The 20,447-nt window shown below is 65.0% G+C and carries 18 protein-coding genes; 2 read left to right on the top strand and 16 right to left on the bottom strand.

Annotation, left to right across the window (positions count from 1 at the left end; all coding sequences use genetic code 11):
* Positions 1-32 precede the first annotated feature (32 nt).
* From AC1DRP_RS01830 to AC1DRP_RS01810, 5 genes are all read right to left on the bottom strand, one after another.
* Positions 33-716 carry a 4-carboxy-4-hydroxy-2-oxoadipate aldolase/oxaloacetate decarboxylase gene (locus tag AC1DRP_RS01830; protein ID WP_441504239.1) on the bottom strand — a complete coding sequence of 228 codons (684 nt, stop codon included), beginning with the start codon at positions 714-716 and terminating at the stop codon, positions 33-35.
* Positions 713-1,438, bottom strand: a complete 726-nt coding sequence (locus AC1DRP_RS01825; RefSeq protein WP_441504238.1) for a PIG-L deacetylase family protein — start codon at positions 1,436-1,438, stop codon at positions 713-715. Before AC1DRP_RS01825 ends, AC1DRP_RS01830 begins: the two co-directional genes overlap by 4 nt.
* Before the next feature lie 26 nt (positions 1,439-1,464).
* The gene (locus AC1DRP_RS01820) at positions 1,465-2,580 is read right to left on the bottom strand and encodes a 4-oxalomesaconate tautomerase (protein WP_476767648.1); all 1,116 of its coding nucleotides are present in this window, start codon (positions 2,578-2,580) and stop codon (positions 1,465-1,467) included.
* Between the two features lie 3 nt (positions 2,581-2,583).
* Positions 2,584-3,570 carry a Bug family tripartite tricarboxylate transporter substrate binding protein gene (locus tag AC1DRP_RS01815; protein ID WP_441492080.1) on the bottom strand — a complete coding sequence of 329 codons (987 nt, stop codon included), beginning with the start codon at positions 3,568-3,570 and terminating at the stop codon, positions 2,584-2,586.
* A 182-nt stretch (positions 3,571-3,752) separates the two neighbouring features.
* Complete coding sequence (locus AC1DRP_RS01810) at positions 3,753-4,664, bottom strand: LysR family transcriptional regulator (protein WP_441504236.1); 912 nt, start codon at positions 4,662-4,664, stop codon at positions 3,753-3,755.
* Between the two features lie 503 nt (positions 4,665-5,167).
* Between AC1DRP_RS01810 and AC1DRP_RS01805 the strand changes: the two genes are divergently transcribed.
* Positions 5,168-6,331 (top strand): MFS transporter, encoded by a 1,164-nt coding sequence (locus tag AC1DRP_RS01805; RefSeq protein ID WP_476767690.1) that lies wholly within the window; start codon positions 5,168-5,170, stop codon positions 6,329-6,331.
* Positions 6,332-6,604: 273 nt separating this feature from the next.
* On the opposite strand, the gene AC1DRP_RS01800 is transcribed toward AC1DRP_RS01805, so the two are convergent.
* Positions 6,605-7,918 carry an aspartate aminotransferase family protein gene (locus AC1DRP_RS01800; RefSeq protein WP_441504235.1) on the bottom strand — a complete coding sequence of 438 codons (1,314 nt, stop codon included), beginning with the start codon at positions 7,916-7,918 and terminating at the stop codon, positions 6,605-6,607.
* Positions 7,919-8,053: 135 nt separating this feature from the next.
* On the opposite strand from AC1DRP_RS01800, the gene AC1DRP_RS01795 reads away from it, so the two are divergent.
* Complete coding sequence (locus AC1DRP_RS01795; protein WP_476767647.1) at positions 8,054-8,845, top strand: IclR family transcriptional regulator; 792 nt, start codon at positions 8,054-8,056, stop codon at positions 8,843-8,845.
* A gap of 65 nt (positions 8,846-8,910) precedes the next feature.
* Here AC1DRP_RS01795 and AC1DRP_RS01790 read toward each other — a convergent pair whose 3' ends face one another.
* The 10 genes from AC1DRP_RS01790 to AC1DRP_RS01745 all read right to left on the bottom strand — a co-directional run.
* A complete protein-coding gene (locus AC1DRP_RS01790; RefSeq protein WP_476767646.1) occupies positions 8,911-9,858 on the bottom strand; it encodes an ABC transporter permease in 948 nt (315 codons plus the stop codon).
* Positions 9,855-10,724, bottom strand: coding sequence for an ABC transporter permease (locus AC1DRP_RS01785; RefSeq protein ID WP_441504232.1), 870 nt, complete (start codon positions 10,722-10,724; stop codon positions 9,855-9,857). The genes AC1DRP_RS01790 and AC1DRP_RS01785 overlap by 4 nt, the downstream gene beginning before the upstream one ends.
* A gap of 79 nt (positions 10,725-10,803) precedes the next feature.
* Positions 10,804-12,345, bottom strand: coding sequence for an ABC transporter substrate-binding protein (locus tag AC1DRP_RS01780; protein ID WP_476767645.1), 1,542 nt, complete (start codon positions 12,343-12,345; stop codon positions 10,804-10,806).
* A gap of 33 nt (positions 12,346-12,378) precedes the next feature.
* On the bottom strand, positions 12,379-13,887 hold the full coding sequence (locus AC1DRP_RS01775; protein WP_441504230.1) for a M81 family metallopeptidase: 1,509 nt from the start codon (positions 13,885-13,887) through the stop codon (positions 12,379-12,381).
* A gap of 191 nt (positions 13,888-14,078) precedes the next feature.
* On the bottom strand, positions 14,079-15,113 hold the full coding sequence (locus AC1DRP_RS01770) for an ABC transporter ATP-binding protein (protein ID WP_441504229.1): 1,035 nt from the start codon (positions 15,111-15,113) through the stop codon (positions 14,079-14,081).
* On the bottom strand, positions 15,110-15,928 hold the full coding sequence (locus AC1DRP_RS01765; RefSeq protein ID WP_441504228.1) for an ABC transporter ATP-binding protein: 819 nt from the start codon (positions 15,926-15,928) through the stop codon (positions 15,110-15,112). Before AC1DRP_RS01765 ends, AC1DRP_RS01770 begins: the two co-directional genes overlap by 4 nt.
* A complete protein-coding gene (locus AC1DRP_RS01760) occupies positions 15,925-16,794 on the bottom strand; it encodes an ABC transporter permease (protein ID WP_476767644.1) in 870 nt (289 codons plus the stop codon). The genes AC1DRP_RS01765 and AC1DRP_RS01760 overlap by 4 nt, the downstream gene beginning before the upstream one ends.
* Positions 16,795-16,799: 5 nt before the next feature.
* On the bottom strand, positions 16,800-17,741 hold the full coding sequence (locus tag AC1DRP_RS01755; RefSeq protein WP_441504226.1) for an ABC transporter permease: 942 nt from the start codon (positions 17,739-17,741) through the stop codon (positions 16,800-16,802).
* A gap of 37 nt (positions 17,742-17,778) precedes the next feature.
* Positions 17,779-19,377 (bottom strand): ABC transporter substrate-binding protein, encoded by a 1,599-nt coding sequence (locus AC1DRP_RS01750; protein WP_441504225.1) that lies wholly within the window; start codon positions 19,375-19,377, stop codon positions 17,779-17,781.
* A gap of 222 nt (positions 19,378-19,599) precedes the next feature.
* Positions 19,600-20,447, bottom strand: an 848-nt coding sequence (locus AC1DRP_RS01745) for a type III PLP-dependent enzyme domain-containing protein (RefSeq protein WP_476767643.1), incomplete at its 5' end; no start/stop codon positions are given.

Raw genomic sequence — 20,447 nt, 5'->3', positions numbered from 1 at the left:
CCTGGGTCTGGCTCTTGTTTCCGAGCCGCCTTTTAGTTGTCGTCGCGATAGACGAGCCCGGCTTTCGCGAGCCCATCGCGCATTCCATACATGTCGAGCCCGAGCTCGCCGGCGGAGAGCCGGCGGCGCTTCTCATCTTCATTCGCTTCCCGCGCCCGCGCCGCGGCGGCAACCCTCTCCGCTTCGAGCCGTGCAACCACCACCACGCCATCATCGTCGGCGACGATCACGTCGCCAGGATTGATCATCGCACCGGCACAGACCACCGGCACGTTCACCGATCCGAGCGTCGCCTTGACGGTCCCCTTGGCCGAGATCGCGCGCGACCACACCGGGAACCCCATCTCCGTCAGGATGCGCACATCACGCACTCCGGCATCGATGACGAGGCCGATGCCGCCGCGCGCCCTGAGGGAGGTCGCGAGAAGGTCGCCGAACATGCCGTCAGTGTTATCTGCCGTGCAGGCGACCACAAGTACGTCGCCTGGCATGACCTGCTCGATCGCGACATGGATCATCCAGTTGTCGCCGGGCTGGGCGAGGACGGTGACGGCCCCACCGGCGATCGAGGCGCCGGCATAGATCGGGCGCATATAGGGCTTCATCAGGCCCGTCCGGCCCATGGCCTCATGGGTGGTCGAGACGCCAAGTTCCTGGAATGCCGCCATATCGGCGCTTGCAGCCCGTTTCTTCGTGCGGACGACGACGCCGGTCATGCCAGGGACTCCAGGGCTTCGGGGAACAGGCGCTGGTAGGCTTCACCGTAAGTCATCGCCTTGCCGGAGTTGCGCCCACCCTGCATGCCGCGGTTCAGCGCCACTCGGGTGTAATACTCCCAGAGATGCTTCTGCGCGGCCAGGATTTCGAATGCCTTGCGCTTCGTCTCCCAGACCTCGTCGATGTTGAGGATCAGGTTCGGCTTGAAGTTGCACTGCTCGGGCTGGTGCGGCTCGAACAGGAAGACCGGCGGCGCGGCATAGGGGCGTGCGGGGTCCGGCTTATGGCCGGCGGCCTGCGCGATGATCCGCGCTTCCTGCGCGAAGCGTGCTGCTTCGGGATGGTCGACATTGTAGGGGTCTTCAAGCGCATGGGTCAGCACGAAGCTGGGAGTGAGCTCATGGAAGAGGTCGATCGCCCGGTCGAGCATCGGCCCTGTCGTGCGCAGCGGATAGTCGCCGGCATCCATGAATTCGATCTCGGCCCCGAGGACCGCGGCGGCGCGCTCGGCTTCGTCGCGACGCTGCGCCTTGACGTCCTCCACCCGCACACCCGCCTGCTTCCAGGCGAACTGGCTTTCGCCGCGCTCGCCATAGGCCAGGCACAGGATCTTTACCCGCATGCCCTGCCTGGCGTGCAAGGCGATGGCACCGCCCGCACGCCAGACAAAATCGCCGGGGTGGGCGGTAATCACCAGACCCGTCTTCTGCAGGCTCGCCATTGAGCTGTAATCCTCTCTTCTCGGTCCTATTCGGGGGCACGACGTGCTTCGTCGCCGCTGCGCGCGAGCGCATGCGGTGGCACGTAGGCCTGGCCATCCATCAGAATGCGCGCGGTGCGCAGCAGGCCGGCGCGCTCGATGACGGGGCGCTCCGGCGTGCCACCCACGATGAGCTTCACCGTGAATTCCCCGGTCGGATGTTCGACGGAAATCGCGCGTTCGCGACCGGTAGGCATCGCGGCGACCGAAGCTGCCGGCGACCCCGGCAGGGCTGCGGCTGTCGCCACCGTCACCGCGGCAAAGACACCGATCGAAGCGTGGCACTCATGCGGGATGAAGCTGCGCGTCGCGATCGATCCTGCAACGGGCCGCGCGACAAGGGCGATCTTCGGGACCACCATCTTTGCCACATCGCCGAGATTCATCAGAGGTCCGGCCGCGAGGCGTATGCGCTCGATGCGCTGCTTCAGCTCCGTATCCTCTTGCAGCGCTTCGCGGGTTTCGTGGCCCGTGCGTCCAACATCGACCGCCCGGAGAACGATGACCGGCATGCCGTTATCGATCAGGGTACATTCGACACCGTCGATGATGTCGACCGGATTTCCCGTCGGCAACAGCGCGCCACAGACGGAGCCTTCCGTGCCGAGGAAGCTGATGTCGATGGGTGCGGAGGTTCCGGGCACCCCATCGATGCGGGCATCGCCCTCGACGCCTGCCTGACCGGCGTCGGTCCGCATCGCGAGATCGGCGATGGTGCCGGTGTTCAGCGTCCGGACCCGCACCGTCGTGCTGGCGCCCTCTGTTCGAACGAGGCCCCGCGCCAGCGCGAAGGGGCCGATACCGGCAAGGATGTTGCCGCAATTCGGCGTGGTGTCGACCGACGCGGTCTCGATGCCGACCTGCGCAAACAGGAAATCCACGTCGCAGCCTGGCTCGCTCGAGCGCGAAACGATCGCGACCTTGCTCGTCAACGGGTGAGCCCCACCAAGCCCGTCGACCTGACGCTTGTCGGGCGAGCCCATCACCGCGAGCAGGAACGCGTCACGCGCGCCCGTACCAACCGGCAGATCCTCGGCGAGGAAATAGGCGCCCTTCGACGTACCGCCCSGGATCAGCATGCATGGCACGGCAATCTGCGACATCGCTCAGCCCCCGCCCGTGATGCTGGCACGTGTGATGATATCGCGCCACAGCGTCCCCTCCGAGGCGATCAGCCGCCCGAAGCCTTCCGGCGTCTCGCGGCGTGCGATCGCGCCGTCGCGATCGAGCGCCGCGACAAATTCGGGCTGGTCGAGCAGCGCGTTGATCTCGCGGTTGAGGCGCTCGACAATTGCGGCCGGCGTGTGCGCGGGGGCAACGATGCCATACCACTGCACGGCTTCGAAACCCGGCAGCCCGCTTTCGGCGATGGTCGGGAGCTGAGGGGCAAAAGAGGTGCGCTCGGAGCTGGCGACGCCGAGCGCTCGCAACTGGCCCGCTGCGGCGAGCGGCAGAACCGCCGGACCGCCAGTCAGCGTGAATTGCACGGAACCGGCGACGAGATCCGTCACCGACGGTGCGGTGCCGCGATAGGGCACATGAATCGCCTCGAAACCGGCCCGATGCGCGAGATAGGCACCGGCAATATGCGCCGCGCTGCCTTGTCCGCCGGAGCTGTAGTTCAGCTTGCCCGGATTGGCCTTGGCATAGGCCACGAACTCCTGAAACGAGTTCGCCGGCAGGCTGGGATTGATGACGAGGATGTTCGGCACCATGGCGACCAGGGCCACCGGCTGGAAGTCCTTGACCGGATCATAGGGTACGTTGGGATAGAGCGCCGGGTTGAAGGCAAGCGTGCCGATATGCCCCATCATCAACGTATGGCCATCCGGATCGGACTTCGCGACCTGGCTCGCCGCGATCATGCCGCCGGCGCCGGGGCGGTTCTCGATGACGAAGCCCTTGCCGGGGATCGTGCGTTCCAATCGGTTGGCAATCAGACGCGCGAGGAGGTCGGTGCTGCCGCCAGGGGTGAACGGCACCACGAGCCGAATGATCTGCGTCGGCCACGCCGGCTGGACCTGCGCACGCGCCGCGTGCCCGAGGCCGGCCAGACCCAGCCCGGCAAGGAGTGATCGGCGGTCGATGTTCATCACGCGCCACGCCCTTGCCGCGCGCCGTACCCGGCCGCCTCGCCAAATCCGATGAACGCGATCGTCGCTGCTTTGGAGCCAGGCATGGGTCGTCCCTTGCTTGTGCGTTTCCTTGTCCCGCGAGGACCCTGACCCCAAGCTATTCTGCCATCAAATGAGAAGAATGCAGCGATTGATTACTTTCATGCATCTTTATCCGAGACACTGTTTCTCAGCGCCTCGCTGACCAGCGCCAGGAGGTCGCGCGCCGCCGGCCGCAGCAGCATATTCTTGCGGGTGACGATGCCGAGAGTGCGGCTGATGCTCGGTGAACGCAGCGGGATCGCAACCAATTCGCCGGCATCGACAGAGTCGAGCGCGAGCTGCGGCACGATCGCGTACCCGATCGCGGAACGGACAAGACTCACTGCGGTAATGACGCGCTGGACCTCGTAGCGCCAGGTCAGGGCCTCGCGCCGCGCACCCAGCGCATCGTCGATCAGGACGCGGTTTCCGGTCTCGGCACTGATCCGCACGAGCGGCAGCCCCTGCAACTGCGCCCAGGTCAGCGAGTCCGATCGCGCGAGCGGCATGCTGCGGTGACTGACGAGCACGAACGGCTCCTTGACCACCGGTTTGAGCTCGAGGTCCCAGCGATTGGCGGCGACGATGGTCACGCCGAATTCAGCCTGGCCCGACTGCACCTTGTCGGCGATCTCCGAAGCCGAGTTGTCGTGCACCCGGACGCGCACCGCCGGATATCGTCTGGCGAACTCTGCGATCACCGACGGCATGCAGTGGACCGCGACGGTTGGCAGACAGCCGACCGCAACCTCTTCCTCGGCATCCGCGGCATCGACCCGCGCCTCATCGATGGCCGCACCAAGCTCTTCAAAGATCTTGCGGGCGCGCGGCAGGAGCGCCGACCCCGCCGGGGTCAACGAGACCTGGCGCGTGGTGCGCAAGAGCAGCGTCGTTCCGAGGGATTCCTCGAGCTTCCGGATCCGATGGCTCAGCGCGGTCTGGGAGAGATTAAGATGCGAGGCCGCGGCATGAAAACTGCCCCGCTCGGCGATACTGACGAAGGCCTGCAGGCCCAGAACGTCGACCCTCACCCGCAAGATCCTCCAACCCGGTCCAATCGACGTCAGCACGACCTCAGGGTCGCATCAACCATGCGCAGTGAACCGGCATCAGACTCGTCGACCTACGCCGGCAGAGGCGAGTTCAGATCGGCAGAATCGAAAGACCGGCACGGCTCCAGCATCGCCGGGAGCGGTGACCGCTGACAACAGCCTCCAAAGCAATGGCTCCATTTTCGCCGGATCACCCATGTCGGCCTTACGGCAGAAGGAAGAAGCCGACTGTTGGTCCGGTTCTCCGGATTTGGAGAACAACCACGAAAGGCCGCGGCCCGGCGAACCGCATGCTTCTGCTGCAGCCCCCATAGCCGGGAAACGGCCTCGACCGGTCGCCGACATTGCCGGAAGACCAGTTCAACCCCGCAATCCCTGCATGCTCGTGCTGGAGCTGGAGGGGGAATGACGAGTGGCGACGCGACGGGAGATCTGCCTTGAAGCTGCCGGTATGGGCGAGCGCCTTGAGCGCGACTCTCCTTGTGCAAGTCATCAGCTCATTTGCCGCCGCGGCGATTCCTCTCCTGGGTCCGATTCTGACGCAACGCTGGGGCATGACGCCAGAAAGCATCGGCTATGTTTCGGCGGTCGTTTCGGTCGGCATATGCTGGTTCCTGGCGTGCGGCGGCCCGATGCTCGATCATCACGGCCCGATCCGAGCCTTGCAGCTCGGCCTGATCTTCGTCGCGGTGGGTCTCCTGCTCCTGTCGCAGTCCTTCGGCCTCGTCGGCCTTGTCGGTGCGCTCCTTGTGGGCCTGGGCCTGGCGCCCAATACGCCAGCTGGCAGCCAGTTGCTGATGCGCACGGCGCCGCCCAGGCACCGCACACTTGTGTTTTCGATCAAGCAGGCGGGCGTGCCTCTGGGCGGCACGATAGCCGGTCTCGTTGTCGCGCCTCTGGTCCTGGGGCTCGGCTTCGTCGGTGCGGTCTGGACGATTGTCGCGATCATCCTTCTCTGCATCGTGCTGGTTCAGCCCTTTCAAAGAAGTCTTGATGCCGAGAAGGGCCCACGGAACCGGGCCTGGGCCCGGCTGTTCCTCTCGCCGTCTTCGCTCAGCCGATCGGCCCGGGTTCTGAACTCGCACCCGTCCTTGCCGATGCTCACCGCGCTGGGTGTGTCGTTTTCCATAACGCAGGCCAGCATCACGGCCTTCACGGCAACCTACATGGTCACGCAGCACGGAAAGACCCTGGCGCAGGCCGGCCACTACATCGCCGTCTTGCTTGCAGCGAGCACGGTCGCGCGCATCTTCTTCGGATGGCTGGCGGATCRCATGGGCGGCGGGCTCCTGCTTCTCTCGCTTCTGGCCTTGGGCGCAGGCTCCGCGATCATGCTGCTTGTCTCTTCGACAACCGCCAGTCCCTGGATGGTCTATGGCTGCATGGCACTGGTCGGAGCCACCTCGATGGGGTGGAACGGTGTCCACATGGCCGAACTTGCGCGGGTCGCGCCGCCCACTCTGATTGGCGACGTAACGTCGGGCGCAAGCCTGTTCGGCTTCGTCGGCTCGATATGCGGGCCGTTGGTGTTTGCCATTGTCGCCAGCCGCACAGGAAGCTTTGAATGGCCTTTCCTGCTCGTCGCTGGCCAGCTGGCGGCATTCGGCTTGTTCGCTCTTGGGAAACAGTTCAAACGCCCCGCTTGAGGAGGCGCGTGCTCATTCCAACACTGCGGAAGCAAGGAAATCCGCAGCCATGGCTCACCTGCCGGCACCGGGCTTGCGTCTCAGGCTCAGGAAACGAAGTGCCAGCGGCGGCAAAGGGTCTTCAGGCTCGCTTGGCCGGCCATTCCGTCCCAAGAGAACCAAATCAGCTGCTCCCGAGAACGAGCGGACGGTGCGAACCGGCCGCCCGCTCGTGATTACTGCAAAGGAAGGAATGCCCAGGGCGACCTGGGTGTCCCAGGGGTATCCGTCCGATCAGATCTCGCGCACGGATCCGCGCACTGCTTCCAATGTGGCCTCGACGATTGCCGCATCGTGCTCCGACGAGACGAACCAGGCACCACGCTCCAGCACGCGAACGCCGCGTTTCAACAGCGCGAGCGCGAAACGGCTATAGGCCGCCTTGTCGGAGGCCGCGACCTCCCGGTAGTTGCGGGCCGGCGCGTCCAGCCCGAACGCAATGTGGAACATCAGTGGAAAGCCCGCGACCTGCGCCTTGATGCCCGCCTGAGCCAGGATCTCACGGATACCGTCCTGAAGGCGCTGGCCGTGAGCCGAGCTGCGCTCGTAATGCTCCGGCGTTAGCCCCTGCTGCGTCGCGACCATCGCCGCCATCGCGATCGGCTGCGCATTGAAGGTGCCGCCATGGAGCACACCATCCGCGAACATATCGATCAGCTCGCCCCGTCCCGCGATCGCTGCGACGGGAAAACCGTTGGCAATCGCCTTCGCCAGGATCGTCAGGTCCGGCGTGACGCCGAAGCGCTCCTGGGCACCACCGCGGCCGAGGCGGAAGCCGGTGATCACCTCGTCGAAGATCAGCAGGGCGCCATGGGCGCGACAGGTCGCGAGCGCACCTTCCAGATAGCCCGGTAGCGGCGCGATGGCGCCCTGGTTGCACATGGCCGGCTCCATCATCACCGCCGCGACGTCGCCGCGGGCAAGGCGAGTCTCGAGAGCAGCGAGGTCATTCCAGCCGAGGATCGACAGACCGTCGCCCGCGCTTGGGTCCTGCCCCCGGCTCCCGGCGACGGGCGTGGGCGCGTCGCTCGGACCAGCCGCATTGAGACCCGGCGCCGTTGACCACAGGACGTTGTCGAACCAGCCGTGATAATGCCCTTCGAACTTGACGATGGTGCGCCGCCCCGTCGCCGCACGGGCGAGGCGGATCGCGGCCTGCGCCACCTCGGAGCCCGAGGAACCGAAGCGAAGCCGCTCGGCACTGGGAACGCGCTCGCAGATCAGCTTCGCCGCCTCGTGCTCGATCGGTGCCTGGCCGGCAAACAGGATGCCACGCTCCGCCTGGCGCTGCACCGCCTCGATGACCCTGGCCGGGGTGTGGCCGAGCACCGTTGCCCCCATTCCGCAGTAATAATCGATGATGCGGTTGCCATCGACATCGATGAGATAGGCCCCTTCGCCTCGCTCGAAGACGAGTGGGCCCGGCGCCATGCCTAGTCTGAAGTTGCTGTTCACGCCGCCAGCGATGTAGCGCGCATTCGCAGCGATCTGCCGCGCCGATTCCTCAAAACGCAGTGTTGCTGCTGGTCCGCTTCCGTTCGCTCGCACGTGCCTGTTCTCCACTGCCGGTATTTTAAGCAGACCAGAGCCCTCATCCCATGTAAAGGAACAGGGGTTTCGTCTTGCGGAATTCAGAGGGACCCGCTATGCGAAGTCTCGCGACAGCGAGGATGCGGGGCGACCATGCCGAAGAAATCGGGCAACCCTTACGTCGTGCAGCCCGTGATGAAGGCGCTCAAGGTGCTGGAATTCGTCGCGCGCCATGGTCACGAGATCGCGCTCACGACCGTCGGACGTGAGCTGCGGATTCCGAAGACGACGACCTTCCGCTACCTGCAAACGCTGACGGAAGCCGGTTTCGTCAGCCACAACCGCGAGACCGACAAATACAATCTCGGGCCGCTGCTGCGCTCGATCGCGCGTGCCGATGCGAGCTTCAGCAAGATCCGTCAACTCGCACGCCCGGCGATGGTCGAACTGATGAACGAGTTCAATGAAACCGTGAATCTCGCGGTGAAGGGCAACGGCACGATCGTCTATATCGACCTCATCGAGGCCAATCGCTCGCTGCGCATGCAGGCGCGGATCGGCGACAGCCATCCGATGCATTCCACCGCGCTGGGCAAGGCGATCCTGGCCTTCCTCCCCGAAGCGGAAAAGCTGCGCCAGCTCGACCTGCCCTTGACCGAGCGAACCGGACGCACGCTGCTCGAGCGCGAAGAGATCGAGCGCCAGCTTCGACAGGTCGCAAAGCTCGGTTACGCGACGGAAATCGGCGAGAACGAAGACGGGGCGATGTGCGTCGGCGTGCCGATCTTCGACGACAATCATTACCCGGTGGCTGCCCTCAGTATCTCGGCGCCGTTGATGCGAATGCCGCGGCCACTCGCCACGAAGGCGGGAATGCGGCTGCGCGAGGTCGCCGCGCATATCTCGAGCCATCTCGGCTCGCAGGACCCCATCGTTTCCGCCTGACAGGCATGGCCAGCGCGAGCCCTGCACATGCAGGCCCGTGCGGGACCTCGCGCTGCGGAGCGGTGTCAATGATATTCGATGCGTGGATCGATCCACGCATAGAGCAGGTCGATGATCAGGTTGACCAGCATATAGCCGACGAGGATCACCATGATGCAGCCCTGGATCAACGGGTAATCGCGGGTGCTGATCGCCTGGRTGACCAGACGTCCGAGCCCCGGATAGGTGAAGACGGCTTCCGTCACCACCGCACCGCCGATGAAATTCGCCATCATCAAACCGACGATCGTGACGAAGGGCAGCAACGCGTTGCGCATGATGTGCAGGCCGACGACGCGGCTTTCCGGCAAACCCTTGGCCCGCGCCGTGCGGACATAATCCTGCTTCGCTTCGCCGATCAGCGACGCGCGCAGGAACCTCGCGAAGATGCCGGAGACATAGATGCCCAGTGTCAGCGCCGGCAGCATGAGACTGCGTAACGCATCCACCGGCGCCTCCCAGAACGGCACGTAGCGCGAGGCGGACGGCAACCAGCGGAGCTCGACGGCGAAGAGCAGGATCAGCAGGATGCCGAGCCAGAAGGTCGGCACACCCAGCGCCAGCGCGCTCCACCCGCTCAGCAGGCGGTCGAGCCAGGAATTGGGGCGCACGGCGCTGGCAATTGCGACGGGTATGCCGACGGCCAACGCCACCAGGATCGCGGCGACCGCCAGTTGCAGCGTTGCTGGCAGCCTCTCTCCGATCAACGCCAGGACGGGCTGGCGGCTGTGGAGCGAGAGACCGAAATCGCCGCGCACGGCCTGGCCGAGCCAGTCGAGATACTGGACCAGCATCGGTCGATCGAGGCCATAGCGCGCGATCGTGGCCGCGATCTCCTCCGGAGAGGCGTTCTCACCAACGAGCACCGCCACGGGGCCGCCCGGCACCGCGTAGATCATCGCGAAGATCGCGAAGGATGCGAGAAAGAGCACCGGCAGCATCTGAAACAGGCGGCGCAGCAGATAGCTCGTCATCGCCCCCTGCGCTCCGGCACACCGGGATCATGCCTGTCGAGCAGCGCGGTCAGGGCACGGCCAATCGTATCGAAGGAGAGGATCGTCAGCGTCAGCACGAGACCGGGCAGCACGGCGTAGGTCGGCGCCTCGTGCAGATAGGATTTCCCCGTTCGCAGCATTTCGCCCCAGCTCGGCGTCGGCGGCGGCACGCCGACGCCGAGAAAGGCGAGTGCAGCCTCCAGCAGGATCGCGACCGAGGCGAGCACGATCGCCTGCACGACGAGCGGGCTCAGCGCGTTGGGCAGAATGGTGCGGAACATGATGTAGGACGAGCCGCCGCCGAAGCTGCGCACCGCCGTGACGAAATCGAGCTGGCGCAAGGCCATGACCTGCGCTCGCGCGATCCGCGCGAAATTCGGTATCCCCGCAATGCCGACAGCGACCAGGGCCGCCGCCTGGCTGCGACCGAGTACAGCGATCAGCGCCATGGCGAACAGGATGTTCGGCAGCGCCAGCAAGACATCGATGCAGCGCATCAACACAGAATCGCGCCAATCACCGAAAAAGCCGGCGACGAGCCCGACCGGCACCCCGATCAGCGCCGCGATAACGACGGCACCGAAGGCGGTGACGAGCGACGTTCGCGCGCCATAGACCACGCGTGCCAGGATATCCCGCCCAAGCTCGTCGGTACCAAACCAGGCGGAAGCCGATGGCGGCATCAGCGAGTCCGCCAGGTTCTGCGTCAGCGGGTCGAGCGGGAGCAGATCGGCAAACACCGCCGCCAGTGCCACCAGCAACAGGAAGGCGAAACTCAACGACGTGCTGCGGCGGGCAGAAAGCCGGCGCAGCACGTACAGGGTCGATCCTGAGGTCGCGCTCATCGCGGGACGCCGCGCAACCGATGGCTGCGTGACGCCGCGACCTCGTCCCGGCGACGGCGTCCCGCCTCACCGCTCCGCATTACTTGAACCCGATCGTCCGCGCGACGAGGAGGTTGTCGATCTCGAGTGTCACCCCGCCAACCTTGTCGGAGGCGACGATCAGGCCGACCTCATAGGAATTGGTCGGTATCGCGAAGGCCTCGTCCACCAGCACCTTGTTCAGGTTGTCATAAGATGCCTTGACCTCGGCCGCTCCCCCCGCGGCGCCATCGACCTTGGCAATCGCCGCGACATAGGCCGGATGCGGGTGCGGGTCCTTGAGGATTGGGTTCTGGGAGGTCCGATAGATCGAGTTCGTCGTCACGCGCGACGGGAACTTCTGGACATTCCCGACTGCACCGAAGACCGCGGCGAAATCGCCGCCCAGCAGCGCACTGACGAATTCGGCCCCCTGGCGGATATCGAGCTCGATCGGGATCCCGGCCTTGCCCAGCGAGGCCTGTACGATCTGGCTGATCTGGACCGAGGCCTCGTCGCTGCCATTGACCAGCATCTTCCAGTCTTTCATCTCGGCCGCCGAGAGGCCGGATGCCACAAGCAAGGCCTTCGCCTTGTCGAGATCGTAGGCGTAGGCCTTGGTGAAGCTGGCGTCGAAGGCCGGGCTTGCCGGCGCCCAGGGCTGCGCGACGACCTCGCCCATGCCGGCATAGCCGACGCGTAGGATGCCCGCGCGATCCATCAGGTGGTTGAAGGCCTGGCGGTAGGATTTGTTGCGGAATGGGCCACGCGTCGAGTTGATGCGGAAGACCTGCACGAGCTTGCCGGGTCCGGAAAAGACCTGGTAGCCAGCGCTCTTGAGGCGCACGGCACTCCGCGAGGAGCCGTTATAGATGATGTCGACGGYGCCCGACTCGAGCGCCGCGCTCGCCGCCGCATCCTCGCTGAACACAGTGAAGACGAGATCCTGCACGATCGGCTGCTTCTCGCGCCAGTAGTTCGGATTGGCCTTGAGGCGCAAGCCCTGCCCGACTGCGCGGCTCACCAGGGTGAAGGGGCCGGTGCCGGCCGGAACCGTCTCGACCGTATCGATGCCCTTTGCCTCGATCGGGATCAGGAACTGCAGCAGGTCGAGGATCTGCCGTTCCGGAACCGGAGCCTTGAAGTTGATCACCACGGTCCGGTCATCGGGCGCCGACCAGTCCTTGACGATCGACATCGTGGAAAAGACGTTCTTGCCGCGCTTGGGATCGGCTCCCTTCTGCAGCGTCGCCAATACGGAATCGGCCTTGAACGGAGTGCCGCTATGGAAGGTCACGCCATCGCGCAGCTTCACGCTGACCGAGGTCTTGTCAGGCGCGATCGTCCACTCAGTCGCCAGGCTCGGCTCCGGCTTTCCCTCGGGCGTGTATTCGATCAGGCTGTCATAGAGGTTCTTGATGACGTGGAAATTGACGGTCGAGAGCTGCTGCGGATCGTAATTGGCGAGTTCGCTCAGCACGGCGACACGCAAGGTGCCGCCCTTCAGTTGCTGAGCGATGGCTGGGAGTGACATCGCCAGGGGAGCTGCTGCAGCCAGGGCGATGCCCCCCATGCAGAATTGACGTCGCGATACGGTGGTCATCCGGCACACTCCCCTTTTTGGTTGGTCTTCGTGTCAGCTCGTCCCCGCGCCAGGCTGGGTCGAATGCGCCCGCCAGTCGCTTATTGTTTCAAGTGGATAGACGGGGCGCGGAATCCGCGCCCAGGGCAAGGTGAAGACGTCCGACTGCCCGGGCCCGCGCGTGTCGGCACGAATGACCTGCGAGGAGATCGGCGCGAAATACTGGAAATTCGACGCCGTCTTGAGGACAGCCATCTTGTAGTCCGCGAGATCGACGCCGAAAGCTTCGTAGACGCCCGGCACATTGCCAGCGACACCGCGCAACTCGCTGATCAGGAGCGTCACGGGCCCGACGTCGAAAACGACGACCCGGCCCATATCGACCTCGTTCTGGTGGTTGTAGATCAGCGGCACGGGCCCACCCCCGATACGCCGGACCGTGCCGGTGACCTCGAGCGGCGTAAAGAAGGCCGGCGCCGCATCGCCGCCCAGCGGCAGCGTCACCCGTGCACCCTCGCCGGCCGCGACCAGCGTCGCGACGGCCTGCGGCGAAATCAGCGGGATCAGCGCGCGGCTGCCGATGCCGAGCCTGAGGATCGATTCCAGGATCAGGTTGCTGTCGCCGGCGGAGCCACCGAAGACGGTATCGCCGGTGTCGCTGAGCACGACCATGCCGCGCTCGGCAGCGTCGGCCTTGCGCACGGCCTCGTCGACCGAGAGCGCCTCGCGGACCTGGAAATCATCGCGCATCGACCAGGCGAGGTCGGCGAGCTCATCCGCCAGAGTCTCGGCCAGGGACGGGTCGCCATCCGTGACGACGATCGTCGACCAGCCGCCCTCGGCGACATCTAGCCAGGGCTGCATCGGATAGTTCGATGCCTGCAGCACGCGCTCATCGGCCTCCAGCTCGCGGGCCCGATCGAACCAGCGCTTCATCGGCCCCTTCGACGTCAGGAACTGCTCTTGATGCGACAGCAGCGGAATCTTGCGCCAGGCCATCACCGGCCGCCGCTTCTCCGCGAGAATCTTGAGCAACAGAGCCGTCCCGATTTTGCCGGTATCGAAGACGTCATGCGGCTGCGTACGATGCCCGACGATCGCCGTGCAATTGGCCATGATCTTGCGCGTGATGTTGGCGTGGTGATCGAGGCCAAGCAGGATCGGGACCTCGGATCCGAGGATCGAACGGCAGAGCTCGGCCTGCTCGCCTTCGACATCGTCGATATCCTCGGCAGCAGCGGCGCCGTGGAGTTGCAGGACGAGCCCGTCGATCGGGCCGACAGCCGCGAGCCCGGTCCGGATCTTGTCCTGGAAGAAGTCGAACGCCGCGCGCGTGATCCGGCCGCCGGCGACGCTCCAGGCCCTGATGATCGGGATCGTCTCGACCGCAAGGCCGGATTCAGCCACCGCTGCATAGTGACCGCCGATCTGCCCGATCTCGCCAAACTGACGCGCGATCTCGGCCCCCTCATACAGGCCGAATGCCTCGAAATCCGCGAGCGTGGTCGGTACAGGATTGAAGTCGTTCGTTTCCTGCACAATGTGAATCAAGGCCAGGCGCACAGAATTCCTCCCGGAAAACGACGGTTCGCCAGCCGCAACGGCAAGGCGATCTCAATGGGTCGCACACCTCGTTATTGAGCGCTCACGCCGGTTGAACCTGTCGCAATGCGCGAAAACATGGGAAAAACGTACTGACGGCGCTATTTCGGGTCAAGGATTCTCTGTTTCGCAAGAAGAAACCGCTCCGATCTTCACAGGACCGGCAAACCTGTATTCCCGACCTCGCCTGGCTCACGAGACAGCGCTTCTCGGCGCGGCCAATAGCGGCACGAGACGCCGTGACCTGCCGCGACTTCGTGCCACTCCGCAGTGTTGCTGCTCGCGTGATCGTCGCCGTGGACACAGCCCCCGCCATCGCCTTCGAGAAAGCGCAGATCCGGCGGCGGCCGCTGGAGCCGTTCGCGCTGGCGGACGGGATCGGGCACCGGCACTGCATCCAGCAATACGCGCGTATAGGGGTGGGCGGGGCTGTCATAGACTTGAGCCGCGCTGCCCATTTCGACGACCCGGCCGCGATACATGACCGCTACGTGATGGGCGACTTCGCGAACGATCGCGAGATCATGCGCGATGAACAGATAGGACAGGCCGAGCTTCGCCTGAAGTGACTGCAACAGGTCCACGATCTGCGCCTGGGTGCGGACGTCGAGCGCCGAGACCGGCTCGTCGCAGACGATGAAATCCGGGCTGACCGCCAGGGCCCGGGCGATGACGACGCGCTGGCGCTGCCCGCCGGAAAATTCGTGCGGGTAGCGCTGCATCATGCCCGGGTCGAGGCTGACCAGGTCCAGAAGCTCAGCGACACGGTCCTGCAGCCGGGCAGGAGGCACCGAGCGATGCACCTGGAGCGGCTCGCGCAGGATCTGTCCGATCGTCATGCGCGGGTGCAAGCTCGAATACGGATTCTGCAGCACGAACTGCATATGGCGCCGCATCTGCCGCAATCGTGCGGCCAGCATCGTGGTCAATTCCTCGCCGAGCAGTTTCACCGAGCCCGAATATGTCTTCTGCAGCTGCAGGATCGCCCGGCCGGTCGTGGTCTTGCCCGACCCGGACTGGCCGACGAGCCCGAGCGTCTGGCCGGGTCCGATATCGAAGGAGACACGATCGACCGCCTTCAGCGCCTTGCCGTCGCCCCTGCCGGGAAAGCGCACCGACAGATCGCGGACCTGAAGCAGTGGCCGCGGCAGCGCCTCGGCGAGTGCGGCGGGATCATGAGCGGTCATCGCGTCGGCCCGGTGCTCTGGAGACGCGGCACGGCATCGAGCAGGGCGCGCGTATAGGCGTGCTGCGGCGCGGCGAAGACCCTCTCGATCGCTCCGGCTTCGACGATCTCGCCGCGGTACATCACATTGACCCGGTCGACCATGCCGGCCACGACGCCGAAATCATGGGTGATCAGCATCAACGCCATGCCGCGCTCCTCCTTCAGCCGCAGGAGCAAGCGCAGGATCTGCGCTTGCACGGTGACGTCGAGCGCCGTCGTCGGCTCATCGGCGATCAGCAGGTCCGGCTCGCAGGAGATGGCCATCGCGATCATGACGCGCTGGCGCATCCCGCCTGAGAACTGGTGCGGATGATCGTCCAGGCGCCGCGCCGCATCAGGTATCCCGACCTGATCGAGCAGTTCGATGCAGCGTTCGCGTGCCGCCTTGCCGGACAGCCCGGTGTGGTGGCGCAGCATGTCGGTCATTTGCGCGGCAATGCTCAGCACCGGATTGAGCGACGTCATCGGATCCTGGAAGACCATGGCGATGCGCCGCCCACGCAGAGCCCGCATATCGACTTCGCTCTTCGCCAGGATGTCCTGCCCCAGGAAGCTGACCTCGCCGCCAAGCGCGACAGAGGTGCCTTCGGGGGTGAGCCGCATCAGCGCCTTGGCCGTGACGCTCTTGCCGCAGCCGGATTCGCCGACGAAACCGACCGCTTCATCGGCAGCGATATCGAAGGAGATGCCGCGTACGGCCTGGATGACCTCCCGGCGCGTCGTGACGCTGGCGGTCAGGTTGCGGACGCTGAGGAGAGGGCCGGTGCGGATCATCGCACGCTCCCGACATCGAGCACGTCGCGCAGGCCATTGGCCAGGACGATAAAGGTCAGCGTCGCGAACACGATCGCGGCGGCGGGGCCGATCACGGTCAGCGGTGCCAGCTCCATGAATTGCCGCGCTTCGGACAGCATGCCACCCCAGTTCGGGTCTGGCGGCGGCGGCCCGAGCCCGAGGAAGGACAGGGCCGTGACCGTGAAGATCGTCTGAGACAGGGTCAGGCTGGTCGCGACAAGGATCGGCGAGACGACGAGCGGCAGGATATGGCGGAGAACCAGCCGCAATTCGCTCATGCCGATGCTGCGCGCCGCTTCGACATGGTCCCATTGCTTCACGCTGAGCACGGGCGCGCGCACCACTCTGGCCATTGCCGGCGTGTACACGATGGCGATGGTGAGGATCAGATTGGGAATGGTCGGTCCAAGCGCCGCAACGACCGCAATCGCGAGAAGGAGCACCGGGAAGGCGAAAACCACATCCAGGACGCGCATGATCACGTCATCGACCAGGCCGCCCAGATAGCCGGAGAGCAACCCGAGGACGAGACCTCCGACGAGGGCGATAAAGACGGCCGTGATCRTGATCAGCAGGGTCGTGCGGCCACCGACGATCAGCCGGCTGAGGACATCGCGACCGATCGAGTCCGTACCGAGCCAGTGGCGCGCACTGGCTCCGGCAAGAGAGTCGGGCGAGGTCGCGGACGGATCGAACGGCACGAGGAAGGGCGCGAAGATCGTGACGATCAACATCGTGGCCAGCATTGCCAGCCCGATCCCCAGCAGCAGGCCGCCTTGCGTGATCCGCAGCGCCTTGGGAGCGCACGCGCCAAGAGCCCGCTCCTGAACTCCCTCCTGCGACACGGCCCTCACAGCTTCACCCGCGCATCGACCCGTGCATAGGCGATGTCGATCATCGTATTCACCACGACCACGATCGCCGACGCCGTCAGGACGATGGCCTGGATCACCGGATAGTCGCGGCTATTGATGGAATCGAAGAGATATTGGCCCATTCCGGGAATGGCGAAGATGGTCTCGACCAGGATGCTGCCGCCAAGCAGGGCTGCGATCTTGAGACCGGTTGCGGTGATGACCGGCGTCAAGGCGTTGCGGACGAGGTAGTCGCGGAGGATCCTGCCCGGAGGCAGCCCTTTCGCGCGAGCGACCATGACGAAATCCTGGTTGGCCACCTCGAGGACGGCAGCGCGGGTGTTCTCGGAAATCGTGACCGAGACCGCCAGGGCCAGGGCGAGCGCCGGCAACAGCAGGCTACCGATATTGGCGAGCGGATCCTCGAGAAACGGCGTGTAGCCGAAGATCGAGATCTGCGGGAAATAGAGGCCGAAGAGCAGCACGATCAGCGTCGCGACCACATAATTCGGCACGGCCAGCATAACGCCATTGTAGAGCCGCACGATCCAGTCGATMGCGCCACGCATCCGCGCCGCTGCCAGCCCGGTCGCTACCCCCATCAGCATCGAGATGATCGCGGCAACCAGCGTCAGTTGGAAGGTCACCGCAAGCCGATTGAGCAATTCCGGCCGAACCGGCTGGCGCGTCACGAAGGACGTGCCGAGATCACCGAGGAGGGCATGCCCGAGCCAGACCCCATATTGCGCCAGCAGTGGTCGATCGAGCCCGAGCTCCTGCCGGATCGCCGCCAGAACCTCCGGTGCGACGCTCTGTGAGCCCGCTGCGGCAATGGCAAAATCGCCCGGCAAAGCCCGCATCATCGCGAAGGCAATGAAGGAGACCGCCAGCAGGATGACCAGCATCCAGGCGAGGCGGCCGAGGACAAAGCGCGTCATCGGCCGGCGCCCAATGTGCCGAGAGCGAACGGGGGAGTTATTTTTTCAGCCATGCCGTGCGCACGAAGGAGCGGATATTCGCAGCGATCGGAACGTAATCCTTGACGTAGTTCCACCAGATCTCCCAGCGGAGCGGGTACTGGTAGACTTGGATGATGTAGGCTTGGTCGGCGATATGGCGCTGGATCGCCATGTTCTTGGCCGCACGCAGGCCGAGGTCGAGTTCGGCGCGGGCTTCCAGGATCATTCTGTCGAGTGCGGCATCGTTCGATCCGGTGCCCTTGCCGGTAGCGCTGTCCGACTTGATGTATTGAAGGGTGGCGTCCGAGTCCGGCGTCCAGGACAGGGCGACCGAGAGCAGCGTCGGCCACGTACCGGTGTTCCACATGGTCAAGAGCGGTGCCGTCTCCATCGGCGTCAGTTTGACCGTGATTCCCGCCACCTGCCATTGCTGCTGCAGGATCTGCGCACAGGCGACGTCGAGCGGGTTGGCYGCGACGATGATGTAATTGCCGAGATCGATGCCCTCGGGATAACCGGCCTCGGCCAGCAGAACCTTCGCCGCTGCCGGATCATGCTTGTAGTAGGGCAGTTCCCCGGTGCCATCATAGCCGCCGACCTGGCTTTCCGGGATCATCGCGCCGATCTTGCCCGAACCGCCCAGGATCGTGTCGAGGCAGGCCTTGCGATCGGTCGCGAGGCTAAGCGCGCGGCGCACCCTGACATCGTTCAGGGGCTTGGCCTTCATGTTCAGCCAGATCGGGAAGGTCCGCGAGGTCTGACCGGGAGCGGACACGAGGTTGGGCGAGGTGCGCGCAATCGCAGCCGCGACTTTCGGGTCCTTCAGCCAGGTCATGTCGATCGCGCGCGACCGCAGCGCCGAGGTCAGCGTGGCCTGGTCCTTGTAGAACTTGAACACCACCCTGGAGAGATGCGGCTGCCCCTTCTCATAATAGCCCGCATGCGCGGTCAGCGAGAATTGCAGATTCGGCTGATAGGCCTCGAACACGAAGGGGCCGGTTCCGACGGGCTGGGTGTTGAGGTTCTCGACCCCGGCCGGGACGATCGCACCATTGGGGCTGGTCGCCAGATTGCTCAGGAAGGCCGCATCGGTCGCGTTCAGCTGGAATTTGACAGTGTAGGGGTCGATGACCGTAACCGCATCGACGCTGGAATAGAACGCCCGCAGGCGGCTGCCGGAAGCCGGGCTCAGGATACGATCGAAGGTGTGCTTCACATCATTGGCCGTGAAATCCTGGCCATTGTGGAATTTCACGCCCTGCCGCAGGCGGAAGACATAGGTCTTGGGATCGGGTTGATCGTAGCTCAGCGCGAGGTCGGGCTCGATCTTCATCTGCGCGGACCAGCGCAGCAGCCCCGTATAGATCAGGCTGGTGAAATCATAGGAGGAGAACGCCGTAAGCGTGACCGGATCCAGCCCGATCGGGTCGGCATCGGCGCCGATCGTCAGTGTTCCACCGGAAACCGGCGTCTCGGCCGCAGCATCGCCAACCATGATCGCGGGCGAAAGCGCCATGGCACTGCTGGCGAGCACAAGCCGCAGCAGGCTGCGGCGCGATAGCTCCTCTGCCATCTCCGGCTCGGGGGCGATCATCGGGAATGACGGAGGCTTCACGAACGATCCTTCCACATATGATCACAGGGCATGATCTCGGCCTGAAGCCTACAAGACGCTGATCTCCCATCAGCACCCGCCGCATGAAGCGAGACGCCTGTCGCCCTCGCCGATTCCCGCCCGCAGATCATCCCTCTCTCCGACGGAGGCTAGGAGTCGCCAGAATTCGCGTCAAGGATTCCTGGTTTCGCAACAAGAAACACGGTTTCCAAGTAGGGCCTCTCAGAAGAACGTTCTGACGGCCCCGCGCACGCCGTAATCGTCGTCGACCAGCATCAGCAGAGCCCATTTGTCGAAGGTCGTACAGGGATGACCGATGCCGAAGCCGACCATGTCTCCAACCTGGAGCGGGCTGTCCTCCGGCGTACCGAGATGGCAGTGCTGGTCGTTGAGTGCGAGAACCGTGTGCCCTGCCGGCATCGGCTCGGGATTGCTCATGCCCTGCCGGAACCAGCGCAGGGGAACGGGCATGCCTGCGTCGTAGCTGATGTCGCGCTTGCCGACGGTGAGCAGGCTACGACCTCGCTCGGGCCGCGATTGGACATAGGCCCAGACCTCAAGCGCCGGCTCGAGTCCGCCCGCCGGCAGGGTCAGGCTTGTTTCCATGACGATGCGCCGGAATGCACTGGCATAGGCTGTTGAATCGTGCGTCAGGTAACAACCCGAGCGCAGGACCTTCACGATGGATCGCGCAAAGGACGCCGCGTTCAGCTTTTCTCCGACGCGATCGAAAAGGGCGGTTCCGCCGGCACTCAGCACCATGGGATCGGGGCCGAGCAAACCCTCCGCTTCGGCGGCCAACGCCACGTCGATCATGTCGTCGAGGAGGCGGTCGGCACCTGCGGTGACACTATGTAACCCTTCGAAACACTCGAACCCGGCAAGTTGCAGCCCAGCCGCCCCACTGATGGCACGGGCGATCGCCATCGCCTCGGCCCGGCTGCGCGCACCCGTTCGGCCGCCCATGAAACCGATCTCGACGAGGATGCGCAGCGGATTGCCCGATGGCGGCGGCGCGCGCCGGGCGGCCTCCGCCAGYAATGCGACACCTTCGACGCTGTCGGCCAGGC

The organism is Allobosea sp. 01N443, from assembly GCF_056399325.1.
The sequence above is the reverse complement of the archived record's forward strand: the minus strand, read 5'-3'. Positions and strand labels throughout refer to the sequence as shown.